The following is a 16231-nucleotide window of genomic DNA, read 5'->3' on the forward strand; positions in this document are numbered from 1 at the left end:
CCGGCACTGGGCACCGGTGTCAGTGCGCCGCCGACTCCCAGTCCTTGCCCGAGCCGACCGACACATCCAGTGGGGCGCTCAGCTCGACCGCCGCCGCCATCTCGCGCCGGACCAGTTCCTCGACCTTCGCGCGCTCGCCGGGGGCCACCTCGACCACGATTTCGTCATGGACCTGGAGCAGCAGCCGGGACTCCAGGCCGGCCGTGCGCAGGGCCGCGTCGACCTTGAGCATGGCGATCTTGACGATGTCGGCGGCGGTGCCCTGGATCGGGGCGTTCAGCGCCATCCGCTCGGCCATCTCACGGCGCTGGCGGTTGTCGCTGTTGAGGTCGGGGAGGTAGCGGCGGCGGCCGAGGATCGTCTGGGTGTAGCCGGTGGCGCGGGCCTCCTCCACGACGCGGCGGAGGTAGTCGCGTACGCCGCCGAAGCGCTCGAAGTAGGTGTCCATCAGCTTGCGGGCCTCGTCGGGCTGGATGCCCAGCTGCTGGGAGAGGCCGAAGGCCGACAGGCCGTACGCCAGGCCGTAGGACATCGCCTTGATCTTGCGGCGCATTTCCGCGTCGACCTGGTCCTTGGGGACCGAGAAGACCTGGGAGGCGACGGTGGTGTGCAGGTCCTCGCCGGAGGTGAACGCCTCGATCAGGCCCTCGTCCTCGGAGAGATGGGCCATCACCCGCAGCTCGATCTGGCTGTAGTCGGCGGTCAGCAGGGATTCGAAGCCCTCGCCGACGACGAAGCCGCGGCGGATCGCCCGGCCCTCGTCCGTACGCACCGGGATGTTCTGGAGGTTGGGGTCGGTGGAGGACAGCCGGCCGGTGGCGGCCACCGTCTGGTTGAAGGTGGTGTGGATACGGCCGTCCGCGGCGACGGTCTTGATCAGGCCTTCGACCGTGGTGCGCAGCTTGGCCTGCTCACGGTGGCGGAGCATGACCACCGGGAGTTCGTTCTCGGTCTGCGCGGCCAGCCAGGCCAGCGCGTCGGCGTCGGTGGTGTACCCGGTCTTGGTCTTCTTGGTCCTGGGCAGGCCCAGCTCGCCGAAGAGGACCTCCTGGAGCTGCTTGGGCGAGCCGAGGTTGAATTCGTGGCCGGCGGCGGCGTGCGCCTCCTGGACGGCCTGCTGGACGGCGCCCGCGAACTGCTGCTCCATCCGTTCCAGCCAGCCCCGGTCGGCGGCGATACCGGCCCGCTCCATCCGGGCCAGCAGGGCGCTGGTGGGCAGCTCGACATCGCGCAGCAGCTCGGCGGCGCCGACCTCTTCCAGCCTGGTCCCGAACGCGGTGCCCAGGTCGAGGACCGTGCGGGCCTGGACCATCAGGGCGTCCGCCTCGGCTTCCTCGTCCGCGCCGAAGGCCAGCTGGCCGTCCCCGGCGGCGGCCGGGGCGAGATCGCGGCCCAGGTACTCGACGGAGAGGGCGTCCAGGGCGAAGGAGCGGCGGCCGGGCTTGACCAGATAGGCGGCCAGCGCGGTGTCCATGGTGACGCCCTCGATGAGCCAGCCGTGCTCGCCGAAGACCCGCATCAGGCCCTTGGCGTTGTGCATCACCTTGGGGCGGGCGGGGTCCGCGCTCCAGGCGGCGAAGGCCCGCTCATCGGCCTCGTCCAGCTGCGCCGGGTCGAACCAGACGGCCGGGCCCTGTGGGGTGGCCAGCGCCACCTCGGCGACGCTGCCGCTGCCCAGGGTCCATACGTCCACGGTGGCGACGCCGAGCGGGCCGGTGCCGTGCTCGGCCAGCCACGGAGCGAGCCCGCCCGCGGCCAGGACCGTGCCGTCCACCTCGACCCCGCCGGCCGGCGCCGCCTCCTCGGCGGCCTCCGCCTCACCCGGGTCGACGGCGTGCAGCCGGTCGCGCAGGCCCTGGTTGCGGATCTCCAGGGCGTTGAGGAACACCTTGAGGGCCTCACGGTCGTAGGCCTCGCGGGCCAGCGCCTCCGGGCCGCAGGGCAGCTCGACGTCGCGGACCATCTCCGTCAGGCGGCGGTTGAGCTTGACCGACTCCAGGTGCTCGCGGAGATTGGCGCCCGCCTTGCCCTTGACCTCCTCGGCGCGCTCCACCAGCTCCGCGAACGAACCGAACTGGTTGATCCACTTCGTGGCGGTCTTCTCGCCGACGCCGGGGATGCCGGGGAGGTTGTCGGACGGGTCGCCGCGCAGCGCCGCGAAGTCCGGGTACTGGGCGGGGGTCAGGCCGTACTTCTCGAAGACCTTCTCCGGGGTGAAGCGGGTCAGCTCGGAGACGCCCTTGGTGGGGTAGAGGACCGTGACGTCGTCGGAGACCAGCTGGAAGGAGTCGCGGTCACCGGTGACGATGGAGACCTCGAAGCCCTGCGCGACGGCCTGCTGGGTGAGCGTGGCGATCACGTCGTCGGCCTCGAAGCCCTCGACCGCGAACCGCTTGACGTGCATGGCGTCGAGCAGCTCGCCGATCAGCTCGACCTGGCCCTTGAACTCGTCGGGCGTCTTGGAGCGGTTCGCCTTGTAGTCGGGGAACTCCGCGGAGCGCCACGTCTTGCGCGAGACGTCGAAGGCCACCGCGAAATGCGTGGGCGCCTCGTCGCGCAGGGTGTTCGCGAGCATCGACGCGAAGCCGTAGATCGCATTGGTCGGTTGCCCCGTGGCGGTGGTGAAATTCTCCACGGGCAGGGCGAAGAACGCCCGGTATGCCATGGAATGCCCGTCCATCAGGAGCAGGCGGGGACGGCCGCCCGCCGCCGCCTCGGTGCCGGTCGTTTCGCTCTTCTTCGCTGCCTTTGCTGCCACGCCCCCGATCCTGCCACGCCCCACTGACAATCCCCGCCGCGGACGCCTCCGCCCCCGCCCGCACCGCTCCGCACACCCCGCCCGCACCTCTCCCCCGGTCACCGCGGCACCGCTCTGCACCTCCCCTGCCGTCCGTGACAGGATTCGGGGACGTATCGGATGTGCCCGGCAACGATCCGCCCCACCCCCGGCGGACCCGGCACAGCACACGGCTCGAGGGAGAGCGCCATGGCAGGCAAGCCGCCCGCGTCGGATCCGGTCCAGGACGCGCCCCGGGTCAGCGAACCCCAGCACTCGGCCGTCGGCCTGCCCGCGATCACCCACGCCCTGCGCGTCTCCCAGCAGCAGATGGGCGTCAAGCGCACCGCCCTGACCCTGCTGCGGGTCAACCAGAAGGACGGCTTCGACTGCCCCGGCTGCGCCTGGCCCGAGGGCGACAAGCGGCACACCGCCGAATTCTGCGAGAACGGCGCCAAGGCCGTCGCGGAGGAGGCCACGCTGCGCCGGGTCACCCCGGACTTCTTCGCCGCGCACCCGGTCGCCGACCTGGCCTCCCGCAGCGGCTACTGGCTCGGCCAGCAGGGCCGCCTCACCCACCCCATGTACCTGGCCGAGGGCGCCGACCACTACGTTCCCGTCCCCTGGGAGCGCGCCTTCGGCATCATCGCCGAGGAAATCGCCGCCCTGGACAGCGCGGACGAGTCCGTCTTCTACACCTCGGGCCGCACCAGCAACGAGGCCGCGTTCCTCTACCAGCTGTTCGCCCGCGAGCTCGGCACGAACAACCTCCCCGACTGCTCGAACATGTGCCACGAGTCGTCCGGCTCCGCGCTCACGGAGACGATCGGCATCGGCAAGGGCAGCGTCCACCTCGAAGACCTCTACAAGGCGGACCTGATCATCGTCGCCGGACAGAATCCCGGCACGAACCACCCGCGCATGCTCTCCGCCCTGGAGAAGGCGAAGAACAACGGCGCGAAGATCATCACGGTCAACCCGCTGCCCGAAGCGGGCATGGAGCGCTTCAAGAACCCGCAGACGCCGCACGGCATGCTCAAGGGCACCGCCCTGACCGACCTCTTCCTGCAGATCCGCCTCGGCGGCGACCAGGCCCTCTTCCGCCTCCTCAACAAGCTCGTCCTGGAGACGGAGGGAGCCGTCGACGAGGAGTTCGTGCGCGCACACACCCACGGCTACGAGGAGTTCACCGAGGCCGCCCGTGCCGCCGACTGGGACGGGACGCTCGCCGCGACCGGCCTGGAACGGGAAGAGATCGAGGAGGCCCTGCGCCTGGTCCTCGCCTCGAAGCGCACCATCGTGTGCTGGGCGATGGGCCTCACCCAGCACAAGCACGCGGTGCCCACCATCAAGGAGGTCGTCAACTTCCTCCTGCTGCGCGGCAACATCGGCCGCCCCGGTGCGGGAGTGTGCCCCGTACGCGGACACAGCAACGTCCAGGGCGACCGCACCATGGGCATCTTCGAGCGCCCGGCGCCCGCCTTCCTGGACGCCCTGGAGAAGGAGTTCGGCTTCGCGCCGCCCCGCGAGCACGGCCTCGACGTCGTACGGGCCATCCGCGCGCTGCGCGACGGGCAGGCCAAGGTGTTCTTCGCGATGGGCGGCAACTTCGTCTCCGCGACCCCGGACACCCACGCCACCGAGGCCGCCATGCGCCGCGCCCGCCTCACCGTGCACGTCTCCACGAAGCTCAACCGCTCGCACGTGATCACCGGGGCCCGCGCCCTGATCCTGCCCACCCTGGGCCGCACCGAACGGGACCGGCAAGAGAGCGGCGAGCAGTTCGTGACCGTCGAGGACTCCATGGGCATGGTGCACGCCTCCCGCGGCCGCCTGGAGCCCGCGAGCCCGCAGCTGCTGTCCGAGCCGGCGATCGTCGCCCGGCTGGCCCGCCGGGTCCTGGGCGCGGCGAGCCGCACGCCGTGGGAGGAGTTCGAGAAGGACTACGCGACGATCCGCGACCGCATCGCACGCGTCGTCCCCGGCTTCGAGGACTTCAACGCCAGGGCCGCCCGCCCCGGCGGCTTCACCCTGCCGCACGCCCCCCGGGACGACCGGCGCTTCCCCACCGCCACCGGCAGGGCCAACTTCACCGCCGCCCCGGTGGAGTACCCCGCCCTCCCCGAAGGGCGCCTGCTGCTGCAGACGCTGCGCTCGCACGACCAGTACAACACCACGATCTACGGCCTCGACGACCGCTACCGGGGCATCAGGAACGGCCGCCGCGTGGTGCTCGTCCACCCCGACGACGCCCGGGCGCTGGGCGTGGCCGACGGCGCGTACACGGACCTGGTCAGCGAGTGGACGGACGGCAGCGAGCGGCGCGCGCCCGGCTTCCGGGTGGTGCACTACCCCACGGCCCGCGGCTGCGCGGCCGCGTACTACCCCGAGACCAACGTCCTCATCCCGCTCGACCACACCGCCGACACCAGCAACACCCCCGCGTCCAAGTCCGTGGTGATCCGCCTGGAGATCCCCCGCCAGGACACCCCGCGCTGAGCGCCCGCTCAGGCGCCTGATAGGAACAGGCACGGCCGGTGACCTGCCCGGCGGGGCACGGGCACACACGGCCGACGACGCACGACCGACGACGATCACGGGCGCAACGACCACGGGCAACGAACGGAGCCGCAGGCATGGGTGAGCAGAACACGACCAAGTTCCCGCAGGAGATCCTCGACCAGTGGGCGGGCCTCGGCCTCGACCTGCCCGCCCTGTTCTCCGCCGGCCACCTCGGCGAGCGGATGAGCGTGCAGGTCCTCGAGGCCGCCCCGGAACGCGTCGTGGGCACCATGCCGGTCGAGGGCAACACCCAGCCCTACGGCCTCCTGCACGGCGGCGCCTCCGCGGTGCTCGCCGAGACCCTCGGCTCGGTCGGCTCCATGCTGCACGGCGGCCCCACCCGGCTCGCCGTCGGCGTCGACCTCAACTGCACCCACCACCGGGGCGTCCGCTCCGGCCTGGTCACCGGCGTCGCCACCCCCGTACACCGCGGCCGCTCCACCGCCACCTACGAGATCGCGATCACCGACGAACAGGACAAGCGGGTCTGCACCGCCCGGCTGACCTGCATGCTGCGCGAAGTGGACCAGGACGCCTACCGCGCCTGAACCACTCCGCCCCGACGGCCCCGCTCCCGGACCCCGGGAGCGGGGCCGTCCGCATTTCCGTAACCCTGCGTAACCTATTTCCCGTTCCGCGGCGGCCTCATCTCCCGTCCCCCGCACGGTCGTTGCCCACCCCGCGCCCACCCCGTCCGATAGCCGGACACGATACCGACACCCCGGTTCAGATTCCCCCACGGAAGTGCAAGTTCGTCCTCCGCGCCGCGTCCGCGCCGACTGTAAGGACCGTGGGAGAGAAACGCTCGTACCCGGTCATAACAAGAGCGTCACATCCTGGTCAGCGCCTCTGCCGGGCCGACGAACACCGCTCTAGAGTCACCGCCAGTCACCGCGCCGCCGGGCTCACTGTGAGGACGGACATCCCTGTACCACTTACCGCCCGGTGGCGAAACGGCCACGCAACAGCCATGGCCGCGCCAGGGAAAGGACTGATCGTGCGTCACCGTTCCTTGCTCATCCTCACCACCGCACTCGCCACCGGCGCCCTCACGCTCACCGCGTGCGGCTCCCGCGGCGAAGACAAGAGCGGCGACGGCTCCAAGACCACCGTGGTCATCGGCCTCGACGCCCCCACCACCGGCGAGCTCTCCGCCCTCGGCCTGGGCATCCGCAACTCCGCCCAGCTCGCCATCGACAACGCCAACAAGACCGGCGAGGTCAAGGGCATCACCTTCAAACTCGAAGCCCTCGACGACAAGGCCCTGCCCAACGTCGGCCAGCAGAACACCACCAAACTCGCCGGCGACAAGGACGTCCTCGGCATCGTCGGCCCCCTCAACTCCGGCGTCGCCCAGTCCATGCAGCAGGTCTCCAAGCAGAACAACCTCACCCTCATCTCCCCGGCGAACACCACGCCCGACCTCACCCAGGGCCCCGCCTGGCGCAAGGACAAGCGCGTCCGCCAGTTCCCCACGTACTTCCGCACCGCCACCACCGACGAGGTGCAGGGCGCCTTCGACGGCCAGTACGCCCACGAGAAGATGAAGGCCAAGACGGCCTACGTCATCGACGACCAGAAGACCTACGGCGTCGGCCTCGCCTCCTCCTTCAAGGACCAGTTCACCAAGCTCGGCGGCAAGATCGTCGGCACCGAACACGTCAGCCCCGACGACCGCGACTTCAAGGCCGTCGTCTCCAAGGTCAAGTCCAAGAAGCCCGACCTGGTCTTCTACGGCGGCGAATACCCCGCCTCCGGCCCCCTCAGCCAGCAGCTCAAGGACGGCGGCGTCACCGTGCCCCTCATGGGCGGCGACGGCATGTACAGCGGCGACTACATCAAGCTCAACAAGAAGGCACAGGGCGACTACGCCTCCTCCGTCGGCAAGCCCGTCGAGGAACTCCCCTCCGCCAGGAAGTTCATCGCCGACTACAAGGCCGCCGGCTTCAAGGAGGCCTACGAGGCCTACGGCGGCTCCACCTACGACGCCACCTGGGCCCTCATCCAGGCCGTCAAGCAGGTCGCCGCCGACAACAACGGCAAACTCCCCGACGACGCCCGCGCCAAGGTCGTCGAAGCCATGAACAAGGTCACCTTCGACGGAGTCACCGGCAAGGTCGCCTTCGACAAATACGGCGACACCACCAACACCATGATCACCGCCTACCAGGTCGACAAGGGCGCCTGGAAATCCCGCTTCAGCGCGGAATTCAAGAAGTTCGACAAGAGCTGACCGACCGGCCAACCACCCGGACCGCGCCAGGAAACCCGCACACCCCTGGCGCGGCCCGCGGCCCGCGGCACCCCGGCGCACCACCACCCCGGCGCACCGGCACCCCGTTCACTCCCACACAACGGAGGCCCTGCGGTGAACGAACTGCCGCAACAGCTGGCCAACGGACTCATCCTCGGCGCGATGTACGGACTCATCGCGATCGGCTACACGATGGTCTACGGAATCGTCCAGCTCATCAACTTCGCCCACGGCGAGATCTTCATGGTCGGAGGCTTCGGCGCCCTCAGCGTCTACCTCGCCCTCCCCACCGGCACCTCCCTCATCCTCGCCCTCCCCGCCATGCTCCTCGGCGGCATCGCGGTATCCGTCCTCGTCGGCGTCGCCGCCGAACGCTTCGCCTACCGCCCCCTGCGCGGCGCCCCCCGCCTCGCCCCCCTCATCACCGCCATCGGCCTGTCCATCGCCCTCCAGCAGGCGATCTGGAAGTGGTACCCCGACGGCAAGCAAGCCCGCGTGTTCCCCCAGTTCAAGGGCCACGCCTTCGACATCCTCGGCGCCACCGTCCAGCGCGGCGACCTCTTCGTCCTCGTCGCCGCCCCCGCCTGCATGATCGCCCTCGGCTTCTTCGTCTCCAAGACCCGCAGCGGCCGCGCCATGCAGGCCACCGCCCAGGACCCCGACACCGCCCGGCTCATGGGCATCAACACCGACCGCATCATCGTCCTGGCCTTCGCCATCGGCGCCGCCTTCGCAGGCGTCGCCGCCGTCGCCTACGGACTGCGCACCGGCGAAGTGCAGTTCCGGATGGGCTTCATCATGGGCCTCAAGGCCTTCACCGCAGCCGTCCTCGGCGGCATCGGCAACATCTACGGCGCCATGCTCGGCGGCGTCGTCCTCGGCATCGCCGAAGCCCTCGCCACCGCCTACGTCGAAGAGATCCCCGGTATGCAGCAATTCGGCGGCGGAGCCTGGAAGGACGTCTGGGCCTTCGTCCTCCTCATCCTCGTACTCCTCCTGCGGCCACAAGGCCTGCTGGGCGAACGCGTCGCGGATCGGGCGTGATAGCGATGACCACAGACACCACCAAGGCCACCGCACCGGGCGCCCCCGCCGTGCTCCCCCTCCCCGAACGCGCCGCCCGCATCACCACCGCAGCGGCCGCCCTCGCCACCGCCCTCACCACCAGCCTCGCCTGGACCTGGAGCAACGAGTTCCCCGGCGAACTCACCTACTACGGATCCCCCGCCGGCCTCCAGCTCCTCACCCTCGTCGGCGGCATCCTCACCCTCCTCCTCGCCGCAGCAGGACTCGGCATCCGCGGCCTCCGATGGCTCACCCCCGGCGGCCGCAACGCACCCGTACTCCTCGCCGCCCTCGCCACCTTCGCCGCCACCTGGTTCACCCTCGGCGCCATCGCCGTCCAGCTCGGCGGCCTCGTCAACCTCGAACCAGGCGGCTTCCTCGCCGGCGTCACCTCCCTCGCCGCGCTCCTCGCCGCACTCGGCCTCCCCGCCGACCGCACCCCCGACACACCCCCGGCCGGCATCTGGCAGCGCTTCACCGCATCCCTCGCCGCCACCCCCGTACGGCGCCGCACCCGCACACTCCCCGGCTGGGCCGACATCCTCATCATCGCCGCCGCCTTCGCCGCCGGACTCCTCGCCTTCACCTACGGCATCGACACCGACGACGGCGCCCCCTTCGTCGGCTACCTCCTCTTCATGGTGATCGCCATCCCCGCCCTCAACCGGGCAGGACTCATCAAACGGCTCACCGAACTCACCCACGCACACCGCGGCCCGGCCCTCTGCGCCGCCTTCATCGCCGCCGCCAGCTTCCCCTTCACCCAGGAAACCGACCAGTACACGATCATCGGGGCCAACATCCTGATCTTCGCCACCGTCGCCCTGGGCCTCAACGTCGTCGTCGGCCTCGCCGGCCTCCTCGACCTCGGATACGTCGCCTTCCTCGGCGTCGGCGCCTACGCCGCGGCCCTCGTCTCCGGCTCCGCCGAATCCGCCCTGGGCATCCGGTTCCCCTTCTGGGCAGCCCTGCTCACCGGCGCCGCCGCCTCCCTCGTCTTCGGCGTCCTCATCGGCGCCCCCACCCTCCGGCTACGCGGCGACTACCTCGCCATCGTCACCCTCGGCTTCGGTGAGATCTTCCGCATCGCCATGCTCAACCTCAACGGCACCACAGGCCCCGACATCACCAACGGCGCCATGGGCATCCCCAACATCCCCAACCTGGAGATCTTCGGCTTCAACTTCGGCGAACCCCACACGATCCTCGGCATCCCCATCGCCACCTACGGCAACTACTACCTGCTGATGATCCTCGTGACCGCCTTCGTCGTCCTCGTCTTCCGACGCGCCGCAGCCTCCCGCATCGGCCGCGCCTGGATCGCCATCCGCGAAGACGAAACCGCCGCCATCGCCATGGGCATCAACAGCTTCCGGCTCCGCCTCATGGCCTTCGCCCTCGGCGCCGCCCTCGCCGGACTCGCCGGAACCGTCCACGCCCACGTGGTCACCACCGCCACCCCCGAACAGTTCCAGTTCGCCGGACCCCAGCCCCCCAACTCCGCCTTCCTCCTCGCCGCCGTCATCCTCGGCGGCATGGGCACCCTCAGCGGACCCCTCGTCGGCGCGGCCCTCCTCTTCCTCATCCCCGCCAAACTCGACTTCCTCCAGGACTACCAGCTGCTCCTCTTCGGCATCGCCCTCGTCCTGCTGATGCGCTTCCGCCCCGAAGGCCTCATCGCCGACCGCCGCAAGCAGCTCGAATTCCACGAAACCGGGCAGCTCGACGTCCCCGACCAACGCCTCCCCGACTCCGACGCCACCCTCGGCGCCACCCAGGCAAAGGCGTGACGACACCATGACCACACCCACCATCGCCAAGACCGGCACCGCGGTCCTCGAAGCCTCCGGCGTCACCATGCGCTTCGGCGGCCTCACCGCCGTACGCGGCGTCGACCTCACCGTCGGCGCCGGCGAAATCGTCGGCCTCATCGGCCCCAACGGTGCCGGAAAAACCACCTTCTTCAACTGCCTCACCGGCCTCTACGTCCCCACCGAAGGCACCGTCAGCTACCAGGGCACCCGCCTCTCCCGCAAACCCCACCTCGTCACCCAGGCCGGCGTCGCCCGCACCTTCCAGAACATCCGCCTCTTCGCCAACATGACCGTCCTCGAAAACGTCCTCGTCGGCCGCCACACCCGCACCAAAGAAGGCCTCTGGTCCGCCCTCCTCCGCAGCCCCGGCTTCAAGAAAGCCGAGACCACGAGCGAGGAACGCGCCATGGAACTCCTCGAGTTCACCGGCCTCGCCCACAAACGCGACCACCTCGCCCGCAACCTCCCCTACGGCGAACAGCGCAAGCTGGAGATCGCACGGGCACTCGCCTCCGAACCGGGCCTGCTGCTGCTCGACGAACCGACGGCCGGCATGAACCCCCAGGAGACCCGCGCCACCGAGGAGCTGGTCTTCGCCATCCGGGACAAGGGCATCGCCGTCCTCCTCATCGAGCACGACATGCGCTTCGTCTTCAACCTCTGCGACCGCGTCGCCGTCCTCGTCCAGGGCGAAAAGCTCGTCGAAGGCACCTCCGACGTCGTCCAGGCCGACGAACGGGTCATCGCCGCCTACCTCGGCGAACCCTTCGAAGGCGACCCCGGCGAAGCCGAAGTCAGCGAAGTCGAGGCCGCGGAGGCCCACGCCGCACAAGCCGCCGCCGACCCCGACCCCGCCAGCACGGAGGACTCCGACGGCACCGAGGGAGGACCCCAGTGACCGCACTGCTCGAGGTCGAGGACCTCCGCGTCGCCTACGGCAAGATCGAAGCCGTCAAAGGCATCTCGTTCTCCGTCGAAGCCGGCCAGGCCGTCACCCTCATCGGCACCAACGGCGCCGGCAAGACGACCACCCTCCGCACCCTCTCCGGCCTCCTCAAGCCCACCTCCGGAAAGATCGTCTTCGACGGCAAGCCGCTCAACGGCGTCCCCGCCCACAAGATCGTCTCCCTCGGCCTCGCCCACTCCCCCGAAGGCCGACACATCTTCCCCCGCCTCACCATCGCCGAGAACCTCCAGCTCGGCGCCTTCCTCCGCAAGGACACCGCCGGCATCGAGGCCGACATCCGGCACGTCTACGACCTCTTCCCCATCCTCGGCGAACGCCGCAAACAAGCCTCCGGCACCCTCTCCGGCGGCGAACAGCAAATGCTCGCCATGGGCCGGGCCCTGATGTCCCGCCCCAAACTCCTCATGCTCGACGAACCCTCCATGGGGCTCTCCCCGATCATGATGCAGAAAATCATGGCAACCATCCGCGAACTCCGCTCCCAGGGCACCACCATCCTGCTCGTCGAACAGAACGCCCAGGCCGCCCTCTCCCTCGCCGACCAGGCCCACGTCATGGAGATCGGCCGGATCTCCCTCTCCGGCAGCGGCCACTCCCTCCTCCACGACGAATCCGTCCGCAAGGCCTACCTCGGCGAGGACTGACCCCCACCCACACGACTGCGGCCCCGTACCGGTCACCACCGGTACGGGGCCGCTCACGCACACAGGGCGCGGCTACTCTTCCTTCTTCTTCTGCTGCTTCTTCTCTTCCGCATCCTCGATGACCGCCTCGGCCACCTGCTGCATCGACAGCCGCCGGTCCATCGACGTCTTCTGGATCCACCGGAACGCGGCCGGCTCCGTCAGCCCGTACTGCGTCTGCAGAATGCTCTTCGCACGGTCCACCAGCTTCCGCGTCTCCAGCCGCTGGGTGAGGTCGGCGACCTCCTTCTCCAGCGTCTTCAGCTCGGTGAACCGGCTCACCGCCATCTCGATCGCCGGCACCACATCGCTCTTCGAGAACGGCTTCACCAGATACGCCATCGCACCGGCGTCCCGGGCCCGCTCCACCAGCTCACGCTGCGAGAACGCGGTCAGCATCAGCACCGGCGCGATGCTCTCCTCGGCGATCTTCTCCGCCGCCGAGATACCGTCAAGCACCGGCATCTTCACATCCAGGATCACCAGATCGGGCCGGTGCTCCCGGGCCAGCTCCACGGCCGTCTGCCCGTCCCCGGCCTCACCGACGACGGTGTAGCCCTCCTCCTCCAGCATCTCTTTGAGATCGAGACGGATGAGGGCCTCGTCCTCGGCGATCACGACGCGCGTGGTCAGCGGCGGGACGTGCGACTGATCGTCGTCGGTGACGGGCTGCTCGGGCTCGGCGGCGCTCACGGGACTCCTCGTTCCAGGCAGGTGGTGCGATTGCAGCCTACCTAGAGGCGGGCACCGGCGGTGACCCGGTACACTCGCGGAGTACCTGGCCGGGTTGGCGGAACAGGCTTACGCGGATGTCTCAAACACATCTGTCCGAGAGGACATACGGGTTCGAATCCCGTACCCGGCACCTTGATAAGCGGAGGCTCACGATCGCGTGAACCTCCGCTTTTTCGCTACCCGTGGCAACGAGACGTGACGCACAGTGGCTGCATGTAGGACATCAGCACACGCAAGCGGGCCCTCGCGCTGCTGAGCCAGGGCCGCAGCTTGAATTCGGTCAGCAACGAGACGGGGATATCTCGGGCCGCGCTCCGCTCCTGGAAACAGCGAATCGAGCCGCTGCCACGTATGCGAGTCCAGGCAGAGCCGTGCACCCGCTGCCAGCGCTCCCCGGAGCCGCCCGAGAGTGCAAGCGAATACTCCTACCTTCTCGGCTTGTACCTGGGCGACGGCTGCGTCAGCGCTCACCCACGTACCGGGTACTACCTCCGCGTCGCCTGCGCAGACGCCTGGCCTGGCCTGGTGGACGCCTGCGAGGCCGCCATGTGCGCAGTCAATCCCACTCGGAGCGCCTACCGTGTTCAGGCCCAGGGCTGCGTATCCGTGGTCAGCTACAGCCAACACTGGCCGTGCCTCTTCCCCCAGCACGGGCCCGGCAAGAAGCACGAGCGGCTGATCGCCCTGGATGCCTGGCAACAGCAGATTGTGGACGAACACCCCTGGGAGTTCATCCGCGGGCTGATCCACTCCGACGGGTGCCGGATCACCAACTGGGCAACCAGGGTGGTGGGCGGGGAGCGCAAGCGCTACGAATACCCGCGGTACTTCTTCACCAACACGTCCGCCGACATCATTCGGCTCTTCACGGACGTCCTCGACAGGGTCGGCGTCGAATGGAAGTCCGCGCGGCATTCCCGTAAAGCGGTGAACGTCTCCATCGCCCGCAAGGCCTCCGTCGCCCTCATGGACCGACACATCGGGCCGAAGTACTGACAGGGACGGCAGTCAGATACCTCGGCCCAGCGCATACGGGGGCGCAACTACAGGCTACTTCGGGGAGTCGTCCTCGCCGATGTGGTGGACGCGGACGAGGTTGGTGGAGCCGGGGACGCCGGGCGGGGAGCCGGCGGTGATGATGACGACGTCGCCCTTCTGGCAGCGGCCGATCTTCAGGAGCTGCTCGTCGACCTGGGCGACCATCTCGTCGGTGGAGTTGACGGTCGGGCCGAGGAAGGTCTCCACGCCCCAGCTGACGTTGAGCTGGGAGCGGGTGGCGGCGTCGGGGGTGAAGGCGAGGAGGGGGATCGGGGAGCGGTAGCGGGAGAGGCGGCGGACGGTGTCGCCGGACTGGGTGAAGGCGACGAGGAACTTGGCGCCGAGGAAGTCGCCCATTTCGGCGGCGGCGCGGGCGACGGCGCCGCCCTGGGTGCGGGGCTTGCTGCGTTCGGTGAGGGGCGGGAGGCCCTTGGCGAGGATGTCCTCCTCGGCCGCCTCGACGATGCGGCTCATCGTTTTGACGGTTTCCGTCGGGTATTTGCCGACGCTGGTTTCGCCGGAGAGCATGACGGCGTCGGTGCCGTCGATGACGGCGTTGGCGACGTCGGAGGCCTCGGCGCGGGTGGGCCGGGAGTTGTCGATCATCGAGTCGAGCATCTGGGTCGCGACGATGACCGGTTTGGCGTTGCGCTTGGCCAGTTTGATGGCGCGTTTCTGGACGATCGGGACGGTTTCCAGGGGCATTTCGACGCCGAGGTCGCCGCGGGCGACCATGATGCCGTCGAAGGCGGCGACGATGTCGTCGATGTTGTCGACGGCCTGGGGCTTTTCGACCTTGGCGATGACGGGGAGGAAGCGGTCCTCCTCGCGCATGATGCGGTGGACGTCCTTGATGTCGTGGCCGCTGCGGACGAAGGACAGGGCGATGATGTCGGCGCCGGTGCGCAGGGCCCAGCGGAGGTCGTCCTGGTCCTTTTCGGAGAGGGCGGGGACGGATACGGCGACGCCGGGGAGGTTGAGGCCTTTGTGGTCGGAGACCATGCCTCCTTCGATGACTTTGGTGTGGACCCGGGGGCCGGTGACGCCGGTGACCTCGAGGGTCACTTTGCCGTCGTCGACGAGGATGCGTTCGCCGGGGGTGACGTCGTCGGCGAGGCCGGCGTAGGTGGTGCCGCAGAGGCGGCGGTCGCCTTGGACGGACGGTTCGACGGTGATGGTGAACTCGTCGTCGCGTTCGAGAAGTACGGGGCCTTCGTGGAATCGGCCGAGGCGGATCTTCGGACCTTGAAGGTCGGCGAGGACGCCGACGCTGCGGCGGGTTTCTTCGGACGCTTTGCGGACCCGTTCGTAGCGCGCTTCGTGGTCGGCGTAGGTGCCGTGGCTGAGGTTGAAGCGGGCGATGTCCATTCCGGCGTCGACGAGGGCTTTGATCTGCTCGTACGAGTCGGTGGCGGGTCCCAGTGTGCAGACGATTTTTGCTCGGCGCATGGTTCGACCCTATGCACTACCGGGCGGTAGGGAACGGGGAAGAAGTGACAGCCCAACGACCGTCGGATGAAAGGGTGTTGACAAGTATTGGAATGGGCGTGGGGGTGCTCTGATGAGCGGATTTCCGGCCCTGTGGGGTGTGGTCTCACAGGGCGGAACGGTCATGGCGCGGACGGTCGGAGTGCCGGGCGGCTCACAGTGCGGGGCGGGTCATGGTGAAGCGTGCGTTGATGTTGGCGTAGACGGTCTGGCGCTGGGGCTGGAGGTCGAGGGCGGGGGCGCCGCCGGCGGGGCCGCCGGGGTTGGCCGGGGCCGGGGGTGCGCCGTAGCCGGCCATGGCGGGCGGGGCGACGGGGGCGGTGTTCTCGGCGCCGAGGTCGGCGAGTTCGACGATGGCGTCGAGGCGGGCGCCGAGGGCTTCGGCGTATTCGCGGGCGCGCTGGACGGCTTCGTGTACTGCTTGGGTGCGGGCGGTGCGGTGGGCGGGTGAGTCGGGGCGCAGGGCCCACCAGGGGCCGGCGACGTGGGTGAGGTCGAGGTCGCCGAGGCGGGTGGTGAGTTCGCCGAGGGCGGTGAAGTCGTCGAGGGTGGCGGTGAGGGTGACGCTGCCGTGGTAGGCGCGGATACGTTCGTTGCGGCCGTTGTAGGTGAGCTGGGGGTGGATGCTGAAGGCGCCGGTTTCGAGCTTTTCGACGGCGGGGCCGTAGCTCTTGATGAGGGCGAGGGCCTCGTTGTTGCGGCGGGTGAGGTCGGTGAGGGCGGTGTTGCGGTCGGTGCCGCGGGCGGTGACGGTGACGAAGATGCGGGCGATTTCGGGGTCGACTTCGAGGCGGGCTTCGCCGCGTACCGCGAGGCGGGGGGTGTCGGGGGTGCCGTAGGGCAGGGGGG

12 protein-coding genes and 1 tRNA gene are annotated in these 16231 nt (G+C 69.5%); 9 read left to right on the forward strand and 4 right to left on the reverse strand.

Features of this window, described 5'->3' with window-relative positions:
• Window positions 1-19: 19 nt before the first annotated feature.
• Entirely contained in the window at window positions 20-2758 is a 2739-nt protein-coding gene (polA, locus tag ADL29_RS33995; protein ID WP_053927387.1) for a DNA polymerase I, read from the reverse strand.
• A gap of 228 nt (window positions 2759-2986) precedes the next feature.
• On the opposite strand from polA, the gene ADL29_RS34000 reads away from it, so the two are divergent.
• From ADL29_RS34000 to ADL29_RS34030, 7 genes are all read left to right on the forward strand, one after another.
• Window positions 2987-5275 (forward strand): FdhF/YdeP family oxidoreductase, encoded by a 2289-nt coding sequence (locus ADL29_RS34000; protein WP_053927388.1) that lies wholly within the window; start codon window positions 2987-2989, stop codon window positions 5273-5275.
• A 137-nt stretch (window positions 5276-5412) separates the two neighbouring features.
• On the forward strand, window positions 5413-5886 hold the full coding sequence (locus ADL29_RS34005; RefSeq protein ID WP_053927389.1) for a PaaI family thioesterase: 474 nt from the start codon (window positions 5413-5415) through the stop codon (window positions 5884-5886).
• A gap of 464 nt (window positions 5887-6350) precedes the next feature.
• Window positions 6351-7571: a branched-chain amino acid ABC transporter substrate-binding protein gene (locus ADL29_RS34010; protein WP_053927390.1), complete on the forward strand. Its 1221-nt coding sequence runs from the start codon at window positions 6351-6353 to the stop codon at window positions 7569-7571.
• A gap of 135 nt (window positions 7572-7706) precedes the next feature.
• Window positions 7707-8636, forward strand: coding sequence for a branched-chain amino acid ABC transporter permease (locus tag ADL29_RS34015; protein ID WP_046928568.1), 930 nt, complete (start codon window positions 7707-7709; stop codon window positions 8634-8636).
• A 5-nt stretch (window positions 8637-8641) separates the two neighbouring features.
• A complete protein-coding gene (locus ADL29_RS34020; protein WP_053927391.1) occupies window positions 8642-10447 on the forward strand; it encodes a branched-chain amino acid ABC transporter permease in 1806 nt (601 codons plus the stop codon).
• A 7-nt stretch (window positions 10448-10454) separates the two neighbouring features.
• Window positions 10455-11369, forward strand: coding sequence for an ABC transporter ATP-binding protein (locus ADL29_RS34025; protein ID WP_053927392.1), 915 nt, complete (start codon window positions 10455-10457; stop codon window positions 11367-11369).
• On the forward strand, window positions 11366-12082 hold the full coding sequence (locus tag ADL29_RS34030; protein ID WP_053927393.1) for an ABC transporter ATP-binding protein: 717 nt from the start codon (window positions 11366-11368) through the stop codon (window positions 12080-12082). Before ADL29_RS34025 ends, ADL29_RS34030 begins: the two co-directional genes overlap by 4 nt.
• A gap of 72 nt (window positions 12083-12154) precedes the next feature.
• Here ADL29_RS34030 and ADL29_RS34035 read toward each other — a convergent pair whose 3' ends face one another.
• Window positions 12155-12814 carry an ANTAR domain-containing response regulator gene (locus ADL29_RS34035; protein ID WP_053927394.1) on the reverse strand — a complete coding sequence of 220 codons (660 nt, stop codon included), beginning with the start codon at window positions 12812-12814 and terminating at the stop codon, window positions 12155-12157.
• Window positions 12815-12902: 88 nt separating this feature from the next.
• On the opposite strand from ADL29_RS34035, the gene ADL29_RS34040 reads away from it, so the two are divergent.
• Together ADL29_RS34040 and ADL29_RS34045 are read left to right on the forward strand one after the other, a co-directional pair.
• Window positions 12903-12986: transfer RNA gene (locus tag ADL29_RS34040), tRNA-Leu, on the forward strand.
• Window positions 12987-13078: 92 nt separating this feature from the next.
• On the forward strand, window positions 13079-13852 hold the full coding sequence (locus ADL29_RS34045; RefSeq protein ID WP_245689746.1) for a helix-turn-helix domain-containing protein: 774 nt from the start codon (window positions 13079-13081) through the stop codon (window positions 13850-13852).
• Window positions 13853-13906: 54 nt separating this feature from the next.
• Here ADL29_RS34045 and pyk read toward each other — a convergent pair whose 3' ends face one another.
• Together pyk and ADL29_RS34055 are read right to left on the reverse strand one after the other, a co-directional pair.
• The gene (gene pyk / locus ADL29_RS34050; protein WP_053927395.1) at window positions 13907-15343 is read right to left on the reverse strand and encodes a pyruvate kinase; all 1437 of its coding nucleotides are present in this window, start codon (window positions 15341-15343) and stop codon (window positions 13907-13909) included.
• A gap of 193 nt (window positions 15344-15536) precedes the next feature.
• A complete protein-coding gene (locus ADL29_RS34055) occupies window positions 15537-16226 on the reverse strand; it encodes an SIMPL domain-containing protein (RefSeq protein WP_063788588.1) in 690 nt (229 codons plus the stop codon).
• Window positions 16227-16231 lie beyond the last annotated feature (5 nt).

It is taken from the genome of Streptomyces chattanoogensis, from assembly GCF_001294335.1.
In the GTDB taxonomy this organism is placed as follows: Bacteria; Actinomycetota; Actinomycetes; order Streptomycetales; family Streptomycetaceae; genus Streptomyces; species Streptomyces chattanoogensis.

Bases quoted from the DNA above. Each gene is read 5' to 3' on its own strand.
- ADL29_RS34000 (WP_053927388.1), top strand. From the start codon at position 2,987: ATGGCAGGCAAGCCGCCCGCGTCGGATCCGGTCCAGGACGCGCCCCGG.
- ADL29_RS34005 (WP_053927389.1), top strand. From the start codon at position 5,413: ATGGGTGAGCAGAACACGACCAAGTTCCCGCAGGAGATCCTCGACCAG.
- ADL29_RS34020 (WP_053927391.1), top strand. From the start codon at position 8,642: ATGACCACAGACACCACCAAGGCCACCGCACCGGGCGCCCCCGCCGTG.
- ADL29_RS34025 (WP_053927392.1), top strand. From the start codon at position 10,455: ATGACCACACCCACCATCGCCAAGACCGGCACCGCGGTCCTCGAAGCC.
- pyk (WP_053927395.1), bottom strand. From the start codon at position 15,343: ATGCGCCGAGCAAAAATCGTCTGCACACTGGGACCCGCCACCGACTCG.